17 protein-coding genes are annotated in these 19804 nt (G+C 34.9%); 9 read left to right on the top strand and 8 right to left on the bottom strand.

Annotated features, from left to right (window positions below; genetic code table 11):
* Positions 1 to 36: 36 nt before the first annotated feature.
* Entirely contained in the window at positions 37 to 1719 is a 1683-nt protein-coding gene (locus CW752_RS03000; protein ID WP_101238314.1) for an APC family permease, read from the top strand.
* 152 nt (positions 1720 to 1871) lie between these two features.
* Positions 1872 to 2219 (top strand): DUF962 domain-containing protein, encoded by a 348-nt coding sequence (locus CW752_RS03005; protein WP_101238315.1) that lies wholly within the window; start codon positions 1872 to 1874, stop codon positions 2217 to 2219.
* A 42-nt stretch (positions 2220 to 2261) separates the two neighbouring features.
* Here the strand turns inward: CW752_RS03005 and CW752_RS03010 are convergent, their stop codons facing one another.
* From CW752_RS03010 to CW752_RS03025, 4 genes are all read right to left on the bottom strand, one after another.
* The gene (locus tag CW752_RS03010; protein WP_101238316.1) at positions 2262 to 2735 is read right to left on the bottom strand and encodes a hypothetical protein; all 474 of its coding nucleotides are present in this window, start codon (positions 2733 to 2735) and stop codon (positions 2262 to 2264) included.
* 12 nt (positions 2736 to 2747) lie between these two features.
* Positions 2748 to 3209 (bottom strand): lipocalin family protein, encoded by a 462-nt coding sequence (locus tag CW752_RS03015; protein WP_101238317.1) that lies wholly within the window; start codon positions 3207 to 3209, stop codon positions 2748 to 2750.
* Positions 3206 to 4006 (bottom strand): hypothetical protein, encoded by an 801-nt coding sequence (locus CW752_RS03020; protein ID WP_133121644.1) that lies wholly within the window; start codon positions 4004 to 4006, stop codon positions 3206 to 3208. Before CW752_RS03020 ends, CW752_RS03015 begins: the two co-directional genes overlap by 4 nt.
* A 107-nt stretch (positions 4007 to 4113) precedes the next feature.
* The gene (locus tag CW752_RS03025) at positions 4114 to 6135 is read right to left on the bottom strand and encodes a hypothetical protein (protein ID WP_101238319.1); all 2022 of its coding nucleotides are present in this window, start codon (positions 6133 to 6135) and stop codon (positions 4114 to 4116) included.
* Between the two features lie 152 nt (positions 6136 to 6287).
* Between CW752_RS03025 and CW752_RS17005 the strand changes: the two genes are divergently transcribed.
* Positions 6288 to 6902 carry a DUF4377 domain-containing protein gene (locus CW752_RS17005; RefSeq protein WP_228401596.1) on the top strand — a complete coding sequence of 205 codons (615 nt, stop codon included), beginning with the start codon at positions 6288 to 6290 and terminating at the stop codon, positions 6900 to 6902.
* Positions 6903 to 7027: 125 nt separating this feature from the next.
* On the opposite strand, the gene CW752_RS03040 is transcribed toward CW752_RS17005, so the two are convergent.
* The gene (locus CW752_RS03040) at positions 7028 to 7966 is read right to left on the bottom strand and encodes an SPFH domain-containing protein (RefSeq protein WP_101238320.1); all 939 of its coding nucleotides are present in this window, start codon (positions 7964 to 7966) and stop codon (positions 7028 to 7030) included.
* Positions 7967 to 8130: 164 nt separating this feature from the next.
* Complete coding sequence (locus CW752_RS03045; RefSeq protein WP_101238377.1) at positions 8131 to 9486, bottom strand: deoxyguanosinetriphosphate triphosphohydrolase; 1356 nt, start codon at positions 9484 to 9486, stop codon at positions 8131 to 8133.
* Positions 9487 to 9647: 161 nt separating this feature from the next.
* Between CW752_RS03045 and CW752_RS03050 the strand changes: the two genes are divergently transcribed.
* Positions 9648 to 10274 (top strand): class I SAM-dependent methyltransferase, encoded by a 627-nt coding sequence (locus CW752_RS03050; RefSeq protein WP_101238321.1) that lies wholly within the window; start codon positions 9648 to 9650, stop codon positions 10272 to 10274.
* A 107-nt stretch (positions 10275 to 10381) separates the two neighbouring features.
* A complete protein-coding gene (locus CW752_RS03055; RefSeq protein WP_101238378.1) occupies positions 10382 to 11116 on the top strand; it encodes a DNA-formamidopyrimidine glycosylase family protein in 735 nt (244 codons plus the stop codon).
* A 98-nt stretch (positions 11117 to 11214) separates the two neighbouring features.
* Here the strand turns inward: CW752_RS03055 and CW752_RS03060 are convergent, their stop codons facing one another.
* Positions 11215 to 11550, bottom strand: a complete 336-nt coding sequence (locus CW752_RS03060) for a DMT family transporter (protein WP_101238322.1) — start codon at positions 11548 to 11550, stop codon at positions 11215 to 11217.
* 1353 nt (positions 11551 to 12903) lie between these two features.
* Here CW752_RS03060 and CW752_RS03065 point away from each other — a divergent pair.
* The 4 genes from CW752_RS03065 to CW752_RS03075 all read left to right on the top strand — a co-directional run bounded on the left by CW752_RS03065 (position 12904) and on the right by CW752_RS03075 (position 16428).
* Positions 12904 to 13623: an AAA family ATPase gene (locus CW752_RS03065; RefSeq protein ID WP_101238323.1), complete on the top strand. Its 720-nt coding sequence runs from the start codon at positions 12904 to 12906 to the stop codon at positions 13621 to 13623.
* Complete coding sequence (locus CW752_RS03070) at positions 13620 to 14366, top strand: YggS family pyridoxal phosphate-dependent enzyme (RefSeq protein ID WP_101238324.1); 747 nt, start codon at positions 13620 to 13622, stop codon at positions 14364 to 14366. The genes CW752_RS03065 and CW752_RS03070 overlap by 4 nt, the downstream gene beginning before the upstream one ends.
* Before the next feature lie 135 nt (positions 14367 to 14501).
* On the top strand, positions 14502 to 14678 hold the full coding sequence (locus CW752_RS16820; protein ID WP_185117558.1) for a hypothetical protein: 177 nt from the start codon (positions 14502 to 14504) through the stop codon (positions 14676 to 14678).
* Positions 14679 to 14967: 289 nt separating this feature from the next.
* A complete protein-coding gene (locus CW752_RS03075) occupies positions 14968 to 16428 on the top strand; it encodes a S41 family peptidase (protein ID WP_101238325.1) in 1461 nt (486 codons plus the stop codon).
* Positions 16429 to 16549: 121 nt separating this feature from the next.
* Here CW752_RS03075 and gcvP read toward each other — a convergent pair whose 3' ends face one another.
* Positions 16550 to 19408 carry an aminomethyl-transferring glycine dehydrogenase gene (gene gcvP / locus CW752_RS03080; protein WP_101238326.1) on the bottom strand — a complete coding sequence of 953 codons (2859 nt, stop codon included), beginning with the start codon at positions 19406 to 19408 and terminating at the stop codon, positions 16550 to 16552.
* Between the last annotated feature and the right edge of the window lie 396 nt (positions 19409 to 19804).

Raw genomic sequence — 19804 nt, forward strand, 5'->3', positions numbered from 1 at the left:
ACATTTGCTTTTTTTCAAATCAAATATACTTATTGAATGAGTCAACTTTTTAGAAGAAAAATCTATTCAGATACAGATACTTCAACAGGACTTTTAAGGGTCTTAGGCGTATGGGACATCGTATTTTTCGGGATTGCGGCAATTATAGGAGCAGGAAGTTTTAGTAGTTTAGGAGAAGCCGTTTTCAGAGGCGGTCCCGGTGTTATCCTTCTATATTTGATTTGTGGTTTTGCCTGTGGATTTACAGCTTTATGTTATGCTGAGTTTGCCAGCAGAATCCCTACAGCAGGCTCTGCATACACCTATGCCTACGCGAGTTTTGGAGAACTGATTGCCTGGATTATCGGCTGGGCTCTGATTATGGAATATTCCTTCGGAAATATTTATGTAGCCTTTTCCTGGTCGGATTATTTTACCAGTTTCTTAGGCCGTCTCGGAATGCATATCCCCGATTATCTTACCTGTAGCTATACAGAAGCTAAAAAAGCCTTTTTAAACGGTTCCGAAAATAAAGAATTATTGAACGCATGGAAAAGTGCCCCATTAATCGGAAATCTGAAGTTTATTGTGGATGTTCCCGCATTGGTCATCAACGGACTAATCACATGGCTTTGCTATGTAGGAGTGAAAGAAAGTAAGAATTTCAACAATTCACTTGTTATTTTAAAACTGGGGGTAATCTTATTGGTTATTTTGGTTGGTTTTGCTTATATCAATACTGATAATTGGACACCAATAAGCCCTACAACAGGGACTCCGTCTTTCATGCCGAATGGCTTTACCGGAGTGATGAGCGCCGTTTCAGGGGTATTCTTTGCGTATATTGGATTTGATGCTTTAAGTGTTTTATCGGAAGAAACAAAAGATCCTCAAAAAACATTACCTAAAGGGATGATCATTTCCCTTGTATTGTGTACAGTGATTTATATTGCCCTTACTTTGGTATTGACAGGTATGGTAGATTACAGAAAGTTTGACGGTGTAGGTGACCCGCTTTCTTTTATATTTGAAAAAGGTAATGCTAACGTAGCCTGGATGGAACTTGTGGTTTCCTTTGTTGCTATTGTAGCCATCACAACCGTATTATTGGTTTTCCAGATGGGACAACCCAGAATCTGGTACGCCATGAGCCGTGACGGTTTGATGCCTCAAAAATTCTTAACGATACACCCAAAATACAAAACCCCTTCTTTTGCAACGATTGTAACAGGAATTGTGGTAGGAATTCCAATTTTATTTACAGATAAAACGTTTATTCTCGACTTTACAAGTATCGGAACCATCTTTGCTTTCGTACTGGTTTGCGCAGGAGTTCTTGTACTTCCGGCTAAAGAAAAGATAAAAGGAAGATTCCACCTTCCTTATGTAAATGGTAAAATTATTTTCCCTGTTGTTTTCATCGGTGGATTAATTGCTTTTTACTATTGGCAACCGGACTTCTTCCATACTTTGATGGATTGGTCAGATGCTAAAGAAGGAGAATTCAGGGCTTCTATTTTCTTCTTCATTCTCATTAACCTGATCATGTGCGTTGTTGCTTTTATAAAAGACCTTTCATTGATTCCATTAGTAGGTTTAAGTTCTTGTTTATACCTTCTTACCGGAATGAGTCATGAAAACTGGTTCTGGTTTGGAATGTGGTTCATGATCGGAATGGTTATTTACTTCTTCTACGGTTATAAAAACAGTAAACTTGGAAAAGAATTAAGAAATAGCTAAAAGCTAAAAAAAATAATGAAAGGGCAAAACTGCCAAAGGTGAATATAATAATTTATCTTTTTGCAGTTTTGCCCTTTCTTCTTTTTTATCCGTTTATCAAATCGGCAGAATTATTGCTGTAAACTCAACAGAAACCTCAAACCAACATCACTATGACTGAAAGAATAAAAACATACAGAGAGTTTTATCAATTTTACCTTACTGAACACAGTAAAACAGGAACCCGAGTTTTCCATTTTTTAGGAACTCTGCTGGTTTTTGTCGTAATCGGATATGTTATCAGCTCAGGAAAAGAACGATTCCTATGGTACATTCCCATTGTTGGATATGGTTTTGCATGGATTAGTCATGCATTCATTGAGAAAAACAAACCGGCTACTTTTAAATATCCTTTATGGTCTTTAATTTCAGATTTTAAACTGTTTTTTGAATTGCTGATTGGCAAACAAAAGTTCAGAGAGACTTCTTCACAGCCTCAGAATCCATCTGCGGAAGAATAAATATTTTCAACAAAAATTTTCTCGCAACTAAAGGCTGAAATATTAATTTATCTCGGCAGAATTCTCTTTTTTCGAATGGATTTTCATTCCTATCAGATATCCTAAAGAAGGCAAAATAAAGGATAACATCACCGGCGCAATCAACGCCAGCCCGGACCCCTCAAGAACAATCGTTAAAGGGAAAAGATATCCGTTATAAAAAATCAATGCCAATGTGAATAGGAAGCTATCACTATTGCCCGTTGAAAGAATATTAAAATCGCTTCCAAACTGATCAAATAACCCTGAGCACGCAAACAGAAAAACATTGACAAAAAAGATCCATAGTACGGACCGATACTTCATTCCTTTTTTGGCATTCAAATATCCGGCACACAATACAAAAAGAGATAGTACTCCCGATATAATCCAACTCAAGGTTGAGATATGCGTTTCACTAATAGTTTTTCCAAAGAAAAAGAAATAAAGAGAATATAAAAACAGGTTTACAAGATAAATAATCGTAACATAATTCATAGTTTCAGCTTTTTAATATTGTTTCTCAAGGGTATCATAATGAATCATATTCAGTATTTTTTCAAGTTTTGGATCATCATCCTTCACCGGCTCCGGGATATACGTTGAGAAAGTCATACTCTTATTTTTTTTATCCAAAGCCACGACTACTTCCTCAAGAATACTTTTATCATCTGCATAAAACTGAATTCTATTGTCTACAATTCGCCAAAAGGAAAGCCTTGGTTCAGAAGGCATACAGTTTCCAACACTTCCTTCTACATAATTATAAATGGCAAAGCCGTCTTCCCTCATGGTATAGTTTCTCATCAGAGAGCAGTTGTCAAAACTTTTGCTAACCTTTTTATTATTTTCATAAAATCCTGATTCTTTCAATCTCCAGAACCCTATAATATCTTCCTTTTTTAATTTTTGTGCATTGATAAAAGAAGAAAAGGCTAAACAGCCAGCCAAGGATAGTAATATCCGCATCATTTCTTTTTTCTTTTTGTATTATTCTTATGGGAGGAAGCTCCTTCATCCATACTCTTTCCCAACTCAATAAATCCTTTTGAGAGCATTGAGGCAGCATCACCATGATTCTCCCCTTCAGTCCAGGTTTCAAAGGCTTTATCCTGAAGTCCTAAAATTAAATAATAAGAACCTAGAACATTGTAGCCTTCTGTTTCACCAAGACTCACTATTCTTTGAGAAAGTTGGATCAGCTCCGGATGGGGTTTTAATTTTTTCGCTTTAATTTTATCGGGATCACCTAACAAATCAGGGGTATATTTTACCATTTTAATTCCAAAAGTAGTAAGACATGCCCTCGGTAATCCTCTGTTACAAAAGTCTTCATTAGTCTTAAGGAGGTCATCTGAAACTAAAGCATCCAGTTCAGACCATTTTTTTGTTTTATCATAAAATTCTGCCAATAAAGCAGCTCTCTTGCGGGCTTCTTCAGGGTTCTTTCTATTATTGACTTCCGAATTGTCCTTCTTACGAGTCCAAATTCCCTTTTCTACCCAATCGGAAACACCAATCAATTTATCTTTTTTAATTTTAAAAATAAATATGCTTTTATCCGGAAAAACCACCAGACTATCATTTCTGGTAAAATAATATCCGTTAGACATGCCTCCTACCACTTTTCCGTTTCCATCAAAACTGAATCCTTTATAAAAGGTTTCATTCCCTTGTTCTTCATAATATCCCTGCAGAGCGTTATCTGCCTTTTGGGCAGACATACAACCCGCTAACAATAAAGTAGAAGTTAATAATAATTTTCTCATCTGCGAACTTTTTCTCTTCTCCATTTTTTGGTAATAAATAGGAACAGATTCTGGCGGGGCGGCTTTGCCGCCCCGCCAGAACCTTCTAACAAATCTTCTATTAATATTTATTTGAATCTTTTCTTAAAACTGAATTTAAGTCTGTTCATCAGTCCTGGTTCAATAACATCAATCCCTAATCCAAAATTACTGTCGGCTATGGTATGATGATCTGTTCTGAATTTTTCAAACTCTTCCTGTGGAATTTCTAGATTGATTAACGGCTGATGCTCGATATAAACACTTGCCCCGTTCTTTGTAATCTTTTTACGGCTTTTATAATCAAAATAAGGGTTACTGATTGTGCTTTCCTGAACAGTGTATTTTTCTTCCGTATCAATTTTCTGATCTGTATACAGGTTGATCTCATATTTTTCACTGTCGAAATTATGCCAGAATGCAATATCCTTATGCATGAAATCTCTGGCACTTGCTTTCACCACATTTCTGTCGAAATACATCAGGAAACGATTCTGTTGTGGATCTACATAATAAGGGTTTTCTATTGTCGCAGTGTATTGAATCTTTACTTCATTTCGTTTTTTATCATCGCTTACCACATCAATAGCTGCATCTTTGAAAATATCCCTTACATCCGTCCCATTTCTGTCATTGGAATAGTTAAGACCATAAAATAGGAAGCTGTTCCAACTGTCTATAATTTCCCTTTTGTTGGTACTTTTAAAATATCTTCTCATAGCATTCGCTCTGTTTCCTTTATAGACGGTCACCAAATTAATTTTTCCGATACCGCCCTGCACGTTGAAGTCTACTTTTTCATCAACGCAGAAATATTGGAATTTATGAGGATTTCTAACCTGCAATTCCTGATCTTTCTTCACTTCCAGGTAATGCATAAAATACATAAATCCTCTGTTTTCTATCGATCCGAATTCATCACGGATGGTAGCATCTACAAAATATTCTTCTCCTTTATAATGTATTTTTACCACAACATGATTAAAGCTCAATAAAGACGGCAGATAATATTTAATATAATAATCCGTATGAAAATTGACTAAAACCACTGATGCATCAACTCCAATATAATCCAGGATTACCTTTAACAAAACTGATTTTGCCTTACAGTCTCCTTGTTTGTTTTCATATGTTACTGAAGGTTCCTGTGGCTTATGTCCGTTCATTTCATCCGCATTGAAGATATAATAGATATGGTTCTGAACATATTCAATAGCAAATTGCAGTTTTTCATCCTGATCTGCTATGGCATCTAATTTTTCAACAAGATTAGGGGCAAAGTCCTTTAAAGAAGATTTATTAAAAATTTCATCATAAATCGGAACAATATAATTGGAAAGATCTTTCCAGTTGCTATCCGTTGCAAAATCTATATAAGGAAAGATTTCACGGCCTGCATCTACAGGGTTGATGTAATTCTGTTCTTCAATCACGAATCGTTCTCCTTTTTTCAGATAATTTGTTTCCGGTTCCAAAACATTCCCTTGTTCGTCTCTGAAAAATGTTTTCTTATAAGCAACGGTCTGATCACGTTCATTGATAAATGTGAATTTAAAATTCCCATAAGCCCAATAATTATCCGGACTTACCCAAACATATTTAGAAAATTCTTTTCTCAAAAAATCCCGATCTGTAAATACTTTCACCCTTGAATCTTCTAAAATCAAAACATCATACAACCTAAGATCTTTAATGGTAATATTGATTTTTTTATTGCTGCTCAGGACGCCTCCGCTACTTTGATTTTCACTGTCCAGCACTTTGATCTTTGTATCCGGAATTTTGTCTACCAATACCCCATCTCGTAAAACACTGATTCTATGAATCTGATAGACTTCATTTTCTTCTACCACAACATCTGAAACGGAAGCCCTTTCGAGGTTTCCAGGTTCATTGAGTGTGTAGGCCATGCAAGCATATTCACTGTTTTCCGTATTACTGGTATAATATTTTTTATCTAAAAAATAACAATAGTCCCTTCCCTCACTGGTCTGTTTTTTTGCAAATTCGGAATCCTGGATTCTTTCTATGATTTCCTGATCTCCGATATTCCCTGCCCACACTTCAGGTTTCTGAATCTTGTAGTTTTCAACTTGAATTTGATTGTCCATATTATATTACTAGTTATGTTTTTGGGGTTACAGTTCTTAAGAACTTCAAATTAAATAATTTAAAAAATAAAAAGCAATAGAAGAACTGCGACAATTCATGAAAATAGAACTTCGGCATGGTAATTGCGAGGTAAGCCCTAAAATCAAGTTTTATGAAAAGTATAGCAACAATTCTAAAAGGGACAGCTCCCGTATTGGCGTTATTCGCAATGACACAGTGTACAACCATGACAGGAACATCATCTGCCGATGAAAAAACATTCATCGTAGGACCGCAGACTGCAGATTGTACAGGAGTAGCTCCTATGAAGTGTCTGCAGGTGAAGGAAAAAACTTCAGAAAATTGGACCAACTTCTACAGCAATATTGAAGGATTCACCTATGAACCGGGATATGAATATGTTTTAAAAGTAAAAACAGAAAAAATCGCTAACCCGCCGGCTGATGCCTCTTCAATAAAATATACATTGGTAAAACAAGTTTCTAAAATTAAAAAACAAGGAACTGCAGCCAATGAAAAAACAATTATTGTAGGAGCACAAACTGTAGACTGCTCCGCAGGTGCAGGTCGTATGAAATGCATGCAGGTAAAAGAAAATGCTTCAGAAAACTGGACCAATTTCTACAGCAATATTGAAGGATTCACCTATGAACCGGGATATGAATATGTTTTAAAAGTAAAAACAGAAAAAATCGCTAATCCACCGGCTGATGCTTCTTCAATAAAGTATACATTAATTGAACAGGTTTCTAAAACGAAAAAATAAATAAAAAAGCTTCAGAAAATTCTGAAGCTTTTTTATTTTATGCCAGGAAGTATGAAAAACTAAGGTGGAAATTATGGATAATAGTATTACTGACTATCATAACATCCCTCTTCCAGCTTCCTTACCTAATACCCTGATTCTTTTTGAGGAGGATCCGGATACTTGCCTTTCGTTGCTTCTCCTACCGTATTGGCTGTTGTCATTGCAACAACCAGATCATTGAGCATATTGCTGGCTGCAGTAGGTGAATTAGGAAGAAGAACCAGATTACTACGATTACTTGCTCCTACAGAATGGAGAGTATCATAATGCTGTGTTACAACAATTAAAGCAGATGCCTCATGTGAGTTGATGTCTACATTATTTAGCATTCTTACAGATTCTTCAAGACCTTTTGCAATTTCTCTTCTCTGATCAGCGATCCCTTGTCCTTGTAACTTTTTAGATTCCGCTTCAGCTTTTGCTACCGCTACAATCCTGATTCTTTGTGCTTCGGATTCATATTCCGCTGCTGTTTTTTCTCTTTCTGCCGCGTTGATCCTGTTCATGGCATGTTTTACCTGTTCATCCGGATCAATATCTGTTACTAAAGCTTTGATAATATCATATCCATAGCTATTCATGGCATCCTGAAGTTCGCCTTTTACCGCTACAGCAATATCGTCTTTTCTTACAAAAACATCATCTAGTTTTAATTTTGGAACCTCCGCACGCACCACATCAAAAACAAAAGAAGTAATCTGATTTTCAGGATTCTCCAAACGATAAAAAGCATCCCCCACCTGATTTCTGATAACCTGATACTGAACGGAAATTTTCATTTTAATGAATACATTGTCCAATGTCTTCGTATCGATCATTACATCCAACTGCTGAATTCTAAGATTTAGCCTTTTGGCTATCTGATCAATGATAGGAAGTTTCAAATGAAGTCCTGAGTGCTTTACCGCCTGAAATTTCCCAAAACGTTCTATAATGGCTGCCGTTTCCTGCTTAACCACAAAAAATGATGCAAATAAAATAATAAGCCCGAAAATGATAACAGGCGCTAGAAAAATACCCATAGTTTAGTTTTTTAGTAATTGTTTCCGTTAAAGATAGAAATAATATTTAAACCGGGTGATAGTCTGTTTTATCAGTAAAGAAGCTTAGGACCGGAAACAGGAGGCTATTGAAGTGTGAAACAATAATTTCCATCAACTTTTCTTCCTGTTTCCGTTCTCTGGAATTATACGGTCATTCCGATATCTATTCCTTTAATTTTTCTGTAAAGATCGGTGGCATAATTATCGGTCATTCCTGATACGAAATCGATGATTCCAAGTACTTTTTGATAATCTGTTCCATGTTCATAGACAAATTGCTTAGGAAGTAGTTTTAATGCTTTTTTATCGTAAGATTTTCGTTCTTCGTCAGGTTTCAGAATGGAAGGAATAAAATGATCCAATAATTCGTACATTACGTTATAACCTGCATTTTCTATTTCCACTACGGCTTTATGATTGTATATTTTTTCGATGGAGAAAGATTCTATGTCCTGTAAAGCGCTGTTTTCCGATTTATAGATATCTAAAAGTCCTTTATCCAGATTGCCATGAAGAATAGTTTCAAAATTTTGTTTGTAAATCTCAAGGGATTTGTTAATCAAGGCATTAATAGCTTTTGCTCTTAAATAGGAAATTTTTTCATTTTCATTGGAAATGGAAGCCAGTTTATTTTTTACTCTGTCAATATCATTACTTTCAGATTTTACCAATTCGAAAAACAGGTTTTCGCAATCGGAAGTAGATACAATACCTAATCGGTGAGCATCTTCCATATCAATAATGTTATAACAGATATCATCCGCAGCTTCTACCAGCCATACAAATGGATGTCTTTTGAAAATATGAGGTTCCTCGCTTTCTGAAATAAGATGGGTTCCTTTCGCAATTTCTAAAAAAATATCTTTTTCATTTTGGAAAAAACCGAATTTCTTTCTGTGAATAATTCCTTTTTTCTTAGCGACAGCTTCACATGGATATTTTGCTATGCTCGCCAAAGTCGAAAACGTAAGCTGAATACCTCCCGCATCCTTTCCTTGCTGTTGTTGAGCCAGGACCCTGATTGCGTTGGCATTTCCTTCAAAATTCACCAAATCCGCCCATTCCTTTTCATTGAATTTCGATTTTAGATCTCTTTCATTCCTTTCAAAGTAGCTCGCAATAGCATCTTCTCCCGAATGTCCAAAGGCCGGGTTTCCGACATCATGACAAAGACAAGCTGCAGCAATTACATTTCCTAAATTATATAAGTAAAAATTTCTGGAATCTTCAGTGAGATCATTTTTAAAATCTTCGGCAATAAATTCACCGATAATACTTCCTAAACTTCTACCTACCGACGATACTTCTAAAGAATGCGTCAACCTGTTGTGTACAAAAACACTTCCGGGAAGCGGAAAAACCTGAGTTTTATTCTGAAGTCTTCTAAATGCTGAAGAGAAGATTATCCTATCGAAATCTCGCTGAAAATCAGTTCTTGAAGCTTTAGTATGTGGATTATTTCCTGTACGTTGATTGGTGAAAATCTGGTTTAAATTCATCATTTTTCAAAATTACTCCAAATTTTAATTGTACGGAATAGTATTCAGATATTTCTTGAGTAGAGATCATCATTCAAAAAATCTATTATCCTTACTGCTTTTTCCGTTGAAGAAACAACTAAAAAACATCCTACATTTGAATATAATAAAAACTATAAAAAATGAAAGACAATACATGGCTTGATAAATGGAATGAAAGATATACTCATGAAGAATTTGTATACGGAATAGCTCCCAATGACTATTTAAAGGAACAACTTGAATCATTAACTCCCGGCTCTATTCTATTTCCTGCAGATGGTGAAGGGCGAAACTCTGTATACGCTGCCAAACGAGGCTGGAAAGCTTCAGCCTTTGATATCAGCATACAAGGCAAAACTAAAGCACTACAGCTTGCTGAGCAAAATGGAGTGACAATAGATTACCGGGTTGGAGAGCTGCCATCTTTAAATTACCATAAACAACAATTTGACGTAATCGCTCTTATATATGCTCATTTTCCTGCAGATATAAAATCTTCAATACATAGAATGCTGAATCAGTATTTGCGTAAAGGTGGATATATTATTTTTGAAGCTTTCAGTAAAAAACATCTTGAATACATTACAAAAAATGAAAGCGTAGGAGGTCCAAGAGACATTGAGTCTTTATTCTCTATTGACGAGATCAGGTCTGATTTCCCAGATTACAACATTCTAGAACTTACAGAAAAAGAAATTGAGCTTAAAGAAGGACTGTTTCATAATGGAATAGGTTCCGTAATACGATTTGTAGGACAGAAACAATAATTTCAATTTTTAAAGAATTAAAAAAATATTTGGGCTTACAGACTACTTACTTTCTTTCTTTGTTACGTTACGGAATGGTATTTGGACTTTTATTAAAAAAGATTGTTATGCCTGAAGGTCCCTCTATAATTTTAATGAAAGAAAGCCTACAGCCATTTGTGGGAAAACAAGTCACAGAAGCTTCAGGCAATGCAAAATTTGACAAAGAAGTGCTCATCGGTCAAAAACTCCTTGAAATTTGTACTTTTGGAAAACAGACCTATCTTATTTTTGAAAAAGCTGTAATCCGTATTCACTTATTAATGTTCGGTTCTTATAGCATTAATGAACAAACAAAGCCTGACAAAAGCTTGCGCTTAGGACTGATCTTTTCATCTGAAGGAATCTACTTTTATACCTGTTCTGTAAAATCTGTCGATCCGGAATTTCTTTTCTCTATTGATTGGGAAGCAGATGTAATGAGTAACCGGTGGAATCCTCAAAAAGCAGAAGAAAAATTAAAATCAAGTTCAGATATGATGGTATGTGATGCTTTGATGGATCAGAATATTTTTTCGGGAGTCGGAAATATTATTAAAAATGAAGTTCTCTTCAGAATCGGAGTTCAACCCGAAAGTTTGCTGGGTAAGCTTCCTTCCCAAAAACGGAAAGAACTTATCACAGAAGCCAGAAATTACAGTTTCGATTTTCTGGAGTGGAAAAGAGCGTTTACCTTAAAGAAACACTGGCTCGTCCATACCAAATCAATTTGTCCTCAATGCGGATCAAAATTGATCAAAAAGCAAACCGGCAAAGGAAAAAGAAGAAGTTTCTATTGTGAAAAGGATCAGAAGCTTTATTAAAATACATATTTTTTGTAGGTTTGAGGTAAAGTCGAAGGAAGATAATTTATTTTATTTGAGCAGGCTGAGAGAGCAACTTCAAACTATACCATTATTGTTTAATGTGTCCCCATTTTCGAAAAGATATTAATAACGACTACCCCAATTACGATCAGTGCAATTCCAATGATTGCCGGCCAATCCGGAACCTGTTTAAAAGCGATAACGCCAATCATTGTAATAAAGACAATCCCTACACCCGACCAAATTGCATAAGTGATCCCTACGGGAATCTGGCGAAGTGTAATGCTCAAACAATAGAAAGCACAAGCGTAGCCTATTACTGTGATAACAGAAGGCCATAGTTTTGAAAACTCTTCCGACTTTTTCAGAAAAGTAGTGGCTATGATCTCACATACGATCGCTAAGGCAAGAAATATATAACTGCGTCCCATAAGGTGTATTCTTTATGCAAAAATAAAAAAAGAGATCAAGTGTAAAAGTTGTGAAGCTTAGAATATTTAGAGCCATTTTAATCTTTAAATTTCACGCAAAGGATTTTTATTATGTAGTGTTATATCTTAGGAAGCAAAGGCTGAATCAATATTATTGATTCTTTCTAAGCGTACGCATATCCATATCGCTTCATCAGCGACCTTTGTCGCTTTCTTAGCTCCCTTACCAATAATGAATTGCATCTTGTCTTTGCGTGGAAATAAAACTTCAGTGTAAGTTTAGAGTAGTAAAAAGATAACTCATTTTTCTCTTCAAATTAACCCAACTTTTGCGCCTGATCCAGAAAAAAAGAGATCTTGTTCTCCCACAAAAGCAAAACCGGACTAATGCCCGGTTCTACTCTTGATATTAAAATTTGTTGTGAAACTAAGATCTTAATGTTATGTTTTTGGGCCCTTTTACCCCAATTGAGTAAAAGAGCGAATCTGATTTCAGATTAAAAACATAAAACAATATAATTAGTATAGATTTTCTATAGGCTTAATTTATTTTAGAATTAGTTTCTTTCTCTTCTTGCTGTCATAAAATATGATGCGAACACTACTACACAAGTTGCGATACCGATATAAGTTATCATTTTGTATTATTTTTAATTATTTGACTTTTTTTTATCAATTTTACAATTGCAATATTACAGTTTTCAAATCATGTGCCAAAGCAAAAGACCATGATGTATATCAGTACTTTAAGAGAATTTATTTAATTTTTAAGTGATTTTTCATTTACAATAAGTTAATACGTTATTGTGAATTTATTAATATATTTATTATTCTATATTCAAAAACATATAAAACCGTTAATCAATTAGAGGCTTCTATAATGGACTCAATAAAACAAACAATAAACAATGTATTGCATAATATTGAAATAAAAGGTTCTTTTGGAGTGTAAAATTTTAGCAGAAAATAATTTTTATGTTAAGAAAAATTATTTTACCAAATGAATTTTTCACCTTGAAATTTTTATCACTGTCCATTTTCATGACATGTCACACTGCCTTTTTATGCCAAAAAAGAAAAGAATAAGAGTTTTTCTGACATAGTGCATTACAACCCCTTAAGCATGTAAAGAAAATAAACAATTAAAAGAACAACAAAGTAAAACATTCACATACAGATACTTAAAAACAATAATCGAAAAACCGCCTGTATTTTAAGCTTAGATTATAACGCCATCACTTAATTACCTACTCTCATCCCCTTCTATCCTTCTTGTTTATTCTTATTCAGGGGATATACTTCATTTAATAAGCCTTATCTTTGTTATTACTAAGAATTTATTTAATTGTCATCATGAATCTCTACAACCTTATTATTCAAGATAAAGAACAGATAGCTCTTAATGAAGTATTTCTCGATCAAAACAACAGGGATCATTTAATACAGCTTATTAAAGAGCACACCTATATCAAAGAGCTGCAGGAATATGGTCTGCCGGTTAATAATAAGATTTTGCTACAAGGAAGTTCAGGGTGCGGGAAAACAATGACAGCAAAAGCAATTGCCAATGCTTTAGGGAAGAATATTATTATTTTAAACCTGAGCAATATTGTTTCATCACGAATCGGCGAAACTTCCCAGAATATTAAAATGATATTTGACAAAGCAGCAAGAGAAAGATCGGTCCTGTTCCTTGACGAATTGGACCAGATTGGGAAAGCCAGAGGCAGCGATGATAAGGATGTGGGTGAGATGAGAAGATTAGTCAATACATTAATCCAATTAATCGATTATTATCCTGAAAACGCTCTTTTACTTTGTGCCACGAATCATCCGGAGATTATTGATACAGCTTTATTGAGACGTTTTCAATTAAAGATCAATTACGAAATGCCTTCTGCTCCATTCTTAGATACCTTCTATGACCAACTGCTAAGCTCATTCCCGGAAGAAATGAGAAATATAGAAAGAAAATATTCCATTTCCTTTGCGGAAGCTAAAGATCATGCACTTACTTCAATAAAAGCAGCATTCATCGCGAAACTGGAAGCCAAAGAAACCATTCAATCATGAAAGAAGATATTCTCAACAATCTCAGTATTATCAACAACCGGATAATAAAGGCTTGTGAAAAAGCAGGAAGAAGTGCCCAAGAAGTTAAACTATTGCTTGCCACAAAAACAGTTTCTGCTAACCGTATCAAAATCGCTTTAGAAAACGGACAAACTTTAATTGCCGAAAATAAAGTTCAGGAACTAAAAGAAAAGTTTGAGGATTTGAAAGATACTCCTCACACGAATCATTTTATTGGACATCTTCAAACAAACAAAATTAAAGACATCCTAAAGTATAACGTCTCCTGCTTACAGTCTCTGGACCGTTTGGAATTGGCAGAAAAACTACACCAAAGGCTTCTAGCAGAGAACAAAACAATGGATGTTTTGATTCAGGTAAATACCTCAAATGAAGACAGTAAATTTGGTATTGCTCCCGAACAAGCAATAGAGCTCACTAAAAAAGTCTCCGAGTTTTCTACATTAAAGATAAAAGGACTTATGACTATCGGTTTATTCAGTGCCGAAGCTGAAAAAGTAAGGCTATGTTTCAAAATACTGAAAGAGCTTCAACAAAAAATCATTCTTGAAAAAATCCCCAACGTAGAAATGAAAGAACTTTCTATGGGCATGAGTGGAGACCTTGAAACGGCTATTGAGGAAGGTGCTACCATTGTACGGGTAGGAACGGCTATTTTTGGAGCAAGAATATATCCGGATAGCTATTACTGGAATGAAGAAAATAATAAAGAGAAATTATAGTTATTTATACATCCTTTCTTTTAAAAAAAGAAATACATTTAGTTTATTAACTCATTAAAAGACATCTCTATTCAGTCTATTAATTCGGTATACTTTTTGATCATAAAAATCTAAAAACCAAATAAATACAATTGTATGGTCAAGAAATTATTACCAATCTGCCTATTCATGACAGTATTATTCTTTTTCTCCTGTGAAAAAGAAAGCACCCAAGCCAAAAGCAAAATTTCAATAGAAACGATTTCAATTATCACCTTTGCCATTGTAGGAATTGCAATTTTAGCTGTATATTTTACAACCAAGAAAAAATAAGATTTTAAATATTACTTTTAGAACACCCCTCTTATTATTGAAAGGGATTTTCACCATTAGAATGAACACATTCGCTATCATCAAATCTACTCAAATAAAATATAGATAATTTTCAATTCCTTATTCTTCCACCTGATATATTTTCAAATTTATACAAGTGTTTTTTTTAAGTATAATTTGATTAAATTTAGCCAAAACTATTTTTTTGATTTATTATATGGACTCTCATTAAAAATGTCCAAAATATAGTATTTCAGATGTGTCAAATATTTTATTATAAACTGATTCCATGAAGAACTTAAAACCTTTATTAATTTCATCTCTATTCACATTAACAACATCGTTATACGCACAAACCTGCGACTGTACAAAAAACTTCGAATGGGTTAAAAAAACTTTTGAAGAAAATGATGCCGGTTATGAATATGCTTTAAAACAAAAAGGAAAGCAAACCTACGAAGACCACAATAAAAGAACTGCCGAAAAAGTAAAAACTGCTAAAACATTCACGGAATGTGGACCTATTCTCTATGATTGGCTAGCTTTCTTCCGCCCCGGACACATTGCCATAAGACCTATCGAGAAAGAGAAGGCACAGCAGGATAATCCTAATCAAAAATCTGAAAACTTATATTCTAACTGGGAAACTTTTCCCATAGAAACCCAAGATTTTAAAAACTATTTGGACAAAAAGAAGACCTCTGATTATGAAGGTATCTGGGAAACGACTCCTTATAAAATAGGAATTAAGAAAAAAGGAGATCAATACATAGGATTTATTATAGAATCGGGAGCTGAAACCTGGACTAAAGGACAGGTAAAGCTCAAGATAGATTTCTCTAATGGTAAGTCCAATGGTGTTTTTTATATGCGCGACCATTCTGCCGCAGAAACAAAAGAAATCACATTAACCGGAAAAAATCATTTACAAATCGGAGACTTCAGCCTTTCAAGGGTTTATCCGAAAATTGAGGATGATCCTAAATATGTCCAATATTATAAATCATTAGGCGCCAGCAAACCCTATATAGAAAAGCTCAACAAAACCACATTATATTTCAGAGTTCCCTCTTTTCAGGCTTCGGAAAAACAAAAAATTGACAGTGTAATTGTTTCCAACAGAGAAAAAATTCTTTCTACTGAAAACCTTATCATCGATATTAGGAACGGGACGGGAGGAAGCGATTCCAGCTATAATCAAATTCTACCATTGATTTATACCAACCCCATCAGAACGGTAGGAGTAGAATATTTATCCACCAAATTAAATAACCAAAGAATGATAGACTTCATCAATAAACCAGAATATGGATTTAATGAAGAAAATAAAAAATGGGCAAAGGCATCATTTGATAAATTGGAAAAAGAACAGGGAAAGTTTGTAAACCTTAATGAAAATGTAGTGAGCATTACGAAATATGATACCGTTTATCCTTATCCAAAAAATGTAGGAATCATCATCAACCAACGAAATGGAAGTACAGACGAGCAGTTTTTATTGGCAGCCAAGCAAAGTAGAAAAGTAAAGCTATTCGGAACAACAACTTTTGGTGTCCTGGATGTTTCAAATATGTATTTTGTTCCTTCACCTTGTAACGAATTTCAGTTGGGATACGCTCTTTCAAGAAGTATGCGAATCCCTGATTTTACCATTGATGAAAAAGGATTACAGCCTGATTTTTATTTAGACAGAAGCATTCCACTATCCGAATGGACTGAGTATGTAAATACGGTATTGAATGGAAAATAAAAGCTTTGGAAAACCAATAATTTTAATGAATAAACCGCTCAAAGGTATTTTGAAAAATCTATAAAAACAAAAATCCCTTTCATTGCTGAAAGGGATTTGTTATATCTGGAAAAACTTCTAATTACATATAAGCTTCAATCGGCTCACAAGTACATACTAAGTTTCTGTCTCCGTAAGCTTCATCAATTCTTGATACAGAAGCAAAGAATTTGTGATCTCTTACCCACTCTAGCGGATAAGCTGCTTTCTCTCTGCTGTATGGTTTATCCCAAGAATCAGAGATTACCAGTTGTTCTGTGTGAGGTGCATTTTTCAATACATTGTTTGCAGCATCAACTTCTCCGTTTGCGATTTCATCGATTTCTTTTTTGATAGAGATTAATGCTTCAGCAAAACGATCGATTTCAGATTTACTTTCAGACTCTGTAGGCTCAATCATCAATGTTCCTGCAACTGGGAAAGAAACTGTAGGCGCATGGAAACCGTAATCCATCAATCTTTTAGCAACATCAGCTACTTCAATTCCTAAAGATTTGAATTGACGGAAGTCTACGATACATTCGTGAGCCACTCTTCCATTCTCGTTTGAATATAAAATCGGGAAATGCTCAGCTAAAACTTCTTTAAGGTAGTTGGCATTCATGATCGCATGTCCTGTAGCCTTTTTAAGACCTTCAGTTCCTAACATTTTAATGTAAGCATAAGAAATGTTAAGGATCAATCCTGAACCATAAGGTGCTGCAGAAATACCATCAATAGCTTCTTTAGCTCCCACTTTGATATTTGCGTTAGAAGGAAGGAAAGGTACTAAGTGCTTCGCAACACAGATTGGACCTACTCCGGGACCTCCACCTCCGTGAGGAATGGCAAATGTTTTATGAAGGTTTAAGTGGCAAACGTCTGCTCCAATGTTTCCAGGACTTGTAAATCCTACCTGAGCGTTCATGTTGGCACCATCCATATATACCTGTCCCCCATGCTCGTGGATCAGATTGGTAATTTCTTTGATATTCGCATCAAAGAATCCATAAGTAGACGGATAAGTAATCATTACAGCTGATAAATTTGCTGAATGTTGTTCTGTTTTCGCTTTAAGATCTTCGAAGTCGATTTCCCCATTTTCAAGGTTTTTCACCACTACGATTTTCATTCCTGCCATTGCAGCAGAAGCCGGGTTTGTTCCGTGTGCAGATTGTGGAATCAATACTACATTTCTGTGGTGATCGCCTCTTGAAATATGGTATTCTCTGATCACCATTAATCCTGCATATTCTCCCTGAGCTCCGGAGTTTGGCTGTAATGAAGTTCCTGCAAAACCTGTGATGGTAGCAAGATCTTTTTCAAGCTCAGCTATCATTTGCTGATATCCTCCTGCCTGATCTACCGGTACGAATGGGTGTACACTTCCCCAATCTGCCCATGAAAGTGGTAACATTTCTGTAGCTGCGTTCAGTTTCATTGTACAAGATCCTAAAGAAATCATCGAATGAGTCAATGATAAATCTTTTCTCTCCAGACGCTTGATGTAACGCATCAATTCTGTTTCTGTATGATATTTGTTGAATACTTGTTCCGTAAGAATTTCGTCTTTTCTTAAGTTTTCCTCAGGAATACTGTATCCTTCTTTGATTTCTAATTTGAAAGTCTGCTTATCTTTAAATTGAGCAAAAGAAGCCATCAGATAATTTAATTTATCTAATGTTGTGCTTTCGTTGATTGCTACACTCACTACTCCTTCTGTAAAGTAGTTAAGGTTGAGTTTGTGATCCTGCATCATTCTCATCAATCTTCCTTTCTCATCCTCGCTCATGATAATTTTTACCGTATCGAAGATCGGCTCTTCTGCAGTCTCATATCCTAAAGCTTCAAGACCATTCTTCAAAGCATTTGCTTTAAAGTGGATCTGATCAGCAATATAATTTAATCCTTTTGGACCGTGGTATACAGCGTACATTCCTGCCATTACTGCCAAAAGAACCTGAGCTGTACAAATATTGGACGTTGCTTTTTCTCTCTTAATGTGTTGCTCTCTTGTTTGCAAAGCCATTCTTAATGCACGTTTTCCGTACATATCCTGAGAAACTCCGATGATTCTTCCCGGGATATCTCTTTTATAATCTTCTCTACAAGCAAAGAATGCTGCGTGAGGGCCTCCATATCCTAATGGAATACCAAATCTTTGTGTTGTTCCTACAGCACAGTCAGCACCCATTTCAGCAGGAGACTTCAGTTTTACCAAAGCCATTGGATCACAAGCTACTGCTACCTGAAGGTCAAGTTTTTTATATTCTACAATATCTTCAGTATAATCTAATACAATCCCGTTTTTCCCCGGATATTGTAATAAAACTCCATAATAAGAAGCATCAAACTGGTGAGTTTTATGATCTCCTACCACGACTTCAATTCCTAATCCTTCTGCTTTCGTTTTTAATACAGAAACGGTTTGAGGTAATACAAGGTCAGAAATGAAGAATTTGTTGGCATCAGCTTTCTTCTGGTCTTTAGTCCTGTTATTGAAGAACATGTGCATTGCTTCAGCTGCTGCAGTAGATTCATCCAATAGGGAAGCATTAGCCAGGGCAAACCCTGTAAGGTCACACACCACAGTCTGGAAATTAAGAAGAGCTTCTAACCTTCCTTGTGCTATTTCCGCCTGGTATGGAGTATATGCCGTATACCAGCTAGGATTTTCAAAGATATTTCTCTGAATTGCTGATGGCAAAAGTGTATTATGGTATCCAAACCCGATATAACTCGTATAATCAACATTCTTTGATGCCAATTCTTTTGAGTGGTTCAGCATTTCGTATTCCGAAAGTGGTTCTGAGATCTCAAGGTCTTTTTCTAGGCGGATAGAAGAAGGGATGGTTTGAGAAATTAACTCCTCAATACTAGAAACGCCAAGTTTTTCCAACATCGCCTGTTTATCGGCTTCATTAAGGGAAATGTGACGGCTCACAAACTGTTCTGTATTCATTTTTATTTATTAGATTTTGTTTGTAAAAAGATGGGTAAAATTACAATTTTTTGCACGATTGTACAACAGCATAAAATTGATATAAGTCAAAGAAATACATGCCTTTTTCAAAACACTTATCTCTTCATAAACATCTGTTAAAATTTAATTTATTTAAAACAACAATTACATTGATTTCATAAACAATACTCAATAATATATAATATTTATTACTAATTAAACAGCAGTACACTAGTTTAAAATATTAAAATACTTTCAATTTAATTAAAAATATTATAAAAATTGATTCTAAAATAATTTTGTAGCTTCACTTCACATTTAAGAGATTAAAGTCAAAACAGAGAAAAATTCAATCTTTAAAAACACACTTAACTTTAAAATAAATCAATAGAAACT

This window comes from Chryseobacterium sp. PMSZPI (assembly GCF_002835665.1).
In the GTDB taxonomy this organism is placed as follows: Bacteria; Bacteroidota; Bacteroidia; order Flavobacteriales; family Weeksellaceae; genus Chryseobacterium.

Excerpts from the sequence above, each read along its gene's own strand:
- CW752_RS03010 (WP_101238316.1), bottom strand. The coding sequence starts at position 2,735 with ATGAATTATGTTACGATTATTTATCTTGTAAACCTGTTTTTATATTCT.
- CW752_RS03025 (WP_101238319.1), bottom strand. The coding sequence starts at position 6,135 with ATGGACAATCAAATTCAAGTTGAAAACTACAAGATTCAGAAACCTGAA.
- CW752_RS03065 (WP_101238323.1), top strand. The coding sequence starts at position 12,904 with ATGAATCTCTACAACCTTATTATTCAAGATAAAGAACAGATAGCTCTT.
- CW752_RS03005 (WP_101238315.1), top strand. The coding sequence starts at position 1,872 with ATGACTGAAAGAATAAAAACATACAGAGAGTTTTATCAATTTTACCTT.
- CW752_RS03000 (WP_101238314.1), top strand. The coding sequence starts at position 37 with ATGAGTCAACTTTTTAGAAGAAAAATCTATTCAGATACAGATACTTCA.
- CW752_RS03015 (WP_101238317.1), bottom strand. The coding sequence starts at position 3,209 with ATGATGCGGATATTACTATCCTTGGCTGGCTGTTTAGCCTTTTCTTCT.
- gcvP (WP_101238326.1), bottom strand. The coding sequence starts at position 19,408 with ATGAATACAGAACAGTTTGTGAGCCGTCACATTTCCCTTAATGAAGCC.
- CW752_RS03020 (WP_133121644.1), bottom strand. The coding sequence starts at position 4,006 with ATGAGAAAATTATTATTAACTTCTACTTTATTGTTAGCGGGTTGTATG.
- CW752_RS03075 (WP_101238325.1), top strand. The coding sequence starts at position 14,968 with ATGAAGAACTTAAAACCTTTATTAATTTCATCTCTATTCACATTAACA.
- CW752_RS03050 (WP_101238321.1), top strand. The coding sequence starts at position 9,648 with ATGAAAGACAATACATGGCTTGATAAATGGAATGAAAGATATACTCAT.
- CW752_RS03055 (WP_101238378.1), top strand. The coding sequence starts at position 10,382 with ATGCCTGAAGGTCCCTCTATAATTTTAATGAAAGAAAGCCTACAGCCA.
- CW752_RS03040 (WP_101238320.1), bottom strand. The coding sequence starts at position 7,966 with ATGGGTATTTTTCTAGCGCCTGTTATCATTTTCGGGCTTATTATTTTA.
- CW752_RS16820 (WP_185117558.1), top strand. The coding sequence starts at position 14,502 with ATGGTCAAGAAATTATTACCAATCTGCCTATTCATGACAGTATTATTC.
- CW752_RS03070 (WP_101238324.1), top strand. The coding sequence starts at position 13,620 with ATGAAAGAAGATATTCTCAACAATCTCAGTATTATCAACAACCGGATA.
- CW752_RS17005 (WP_228401596.1), top strand. The coding sequence starts at position 6,288 with ATGAAAAGTATAGCAACAATTCTAAAAGGGACAGCTCCCGTATTGGCG.
- CW752_RS03045 (WP_101238377.1), bottom strand. The coding sequence starts at position 9,486 with ATGAATTTAAACCAGATTTTCACCAATCAACGTACAGGAAATAATCCA.
- CW752_RS03060 (WP_101238322.1), bottom strand. The coding sequence starts at position 11,550 with ATGGGACGCAGTTATATATTTCTTGCCTTAGCGATCGTATGTGAGATC.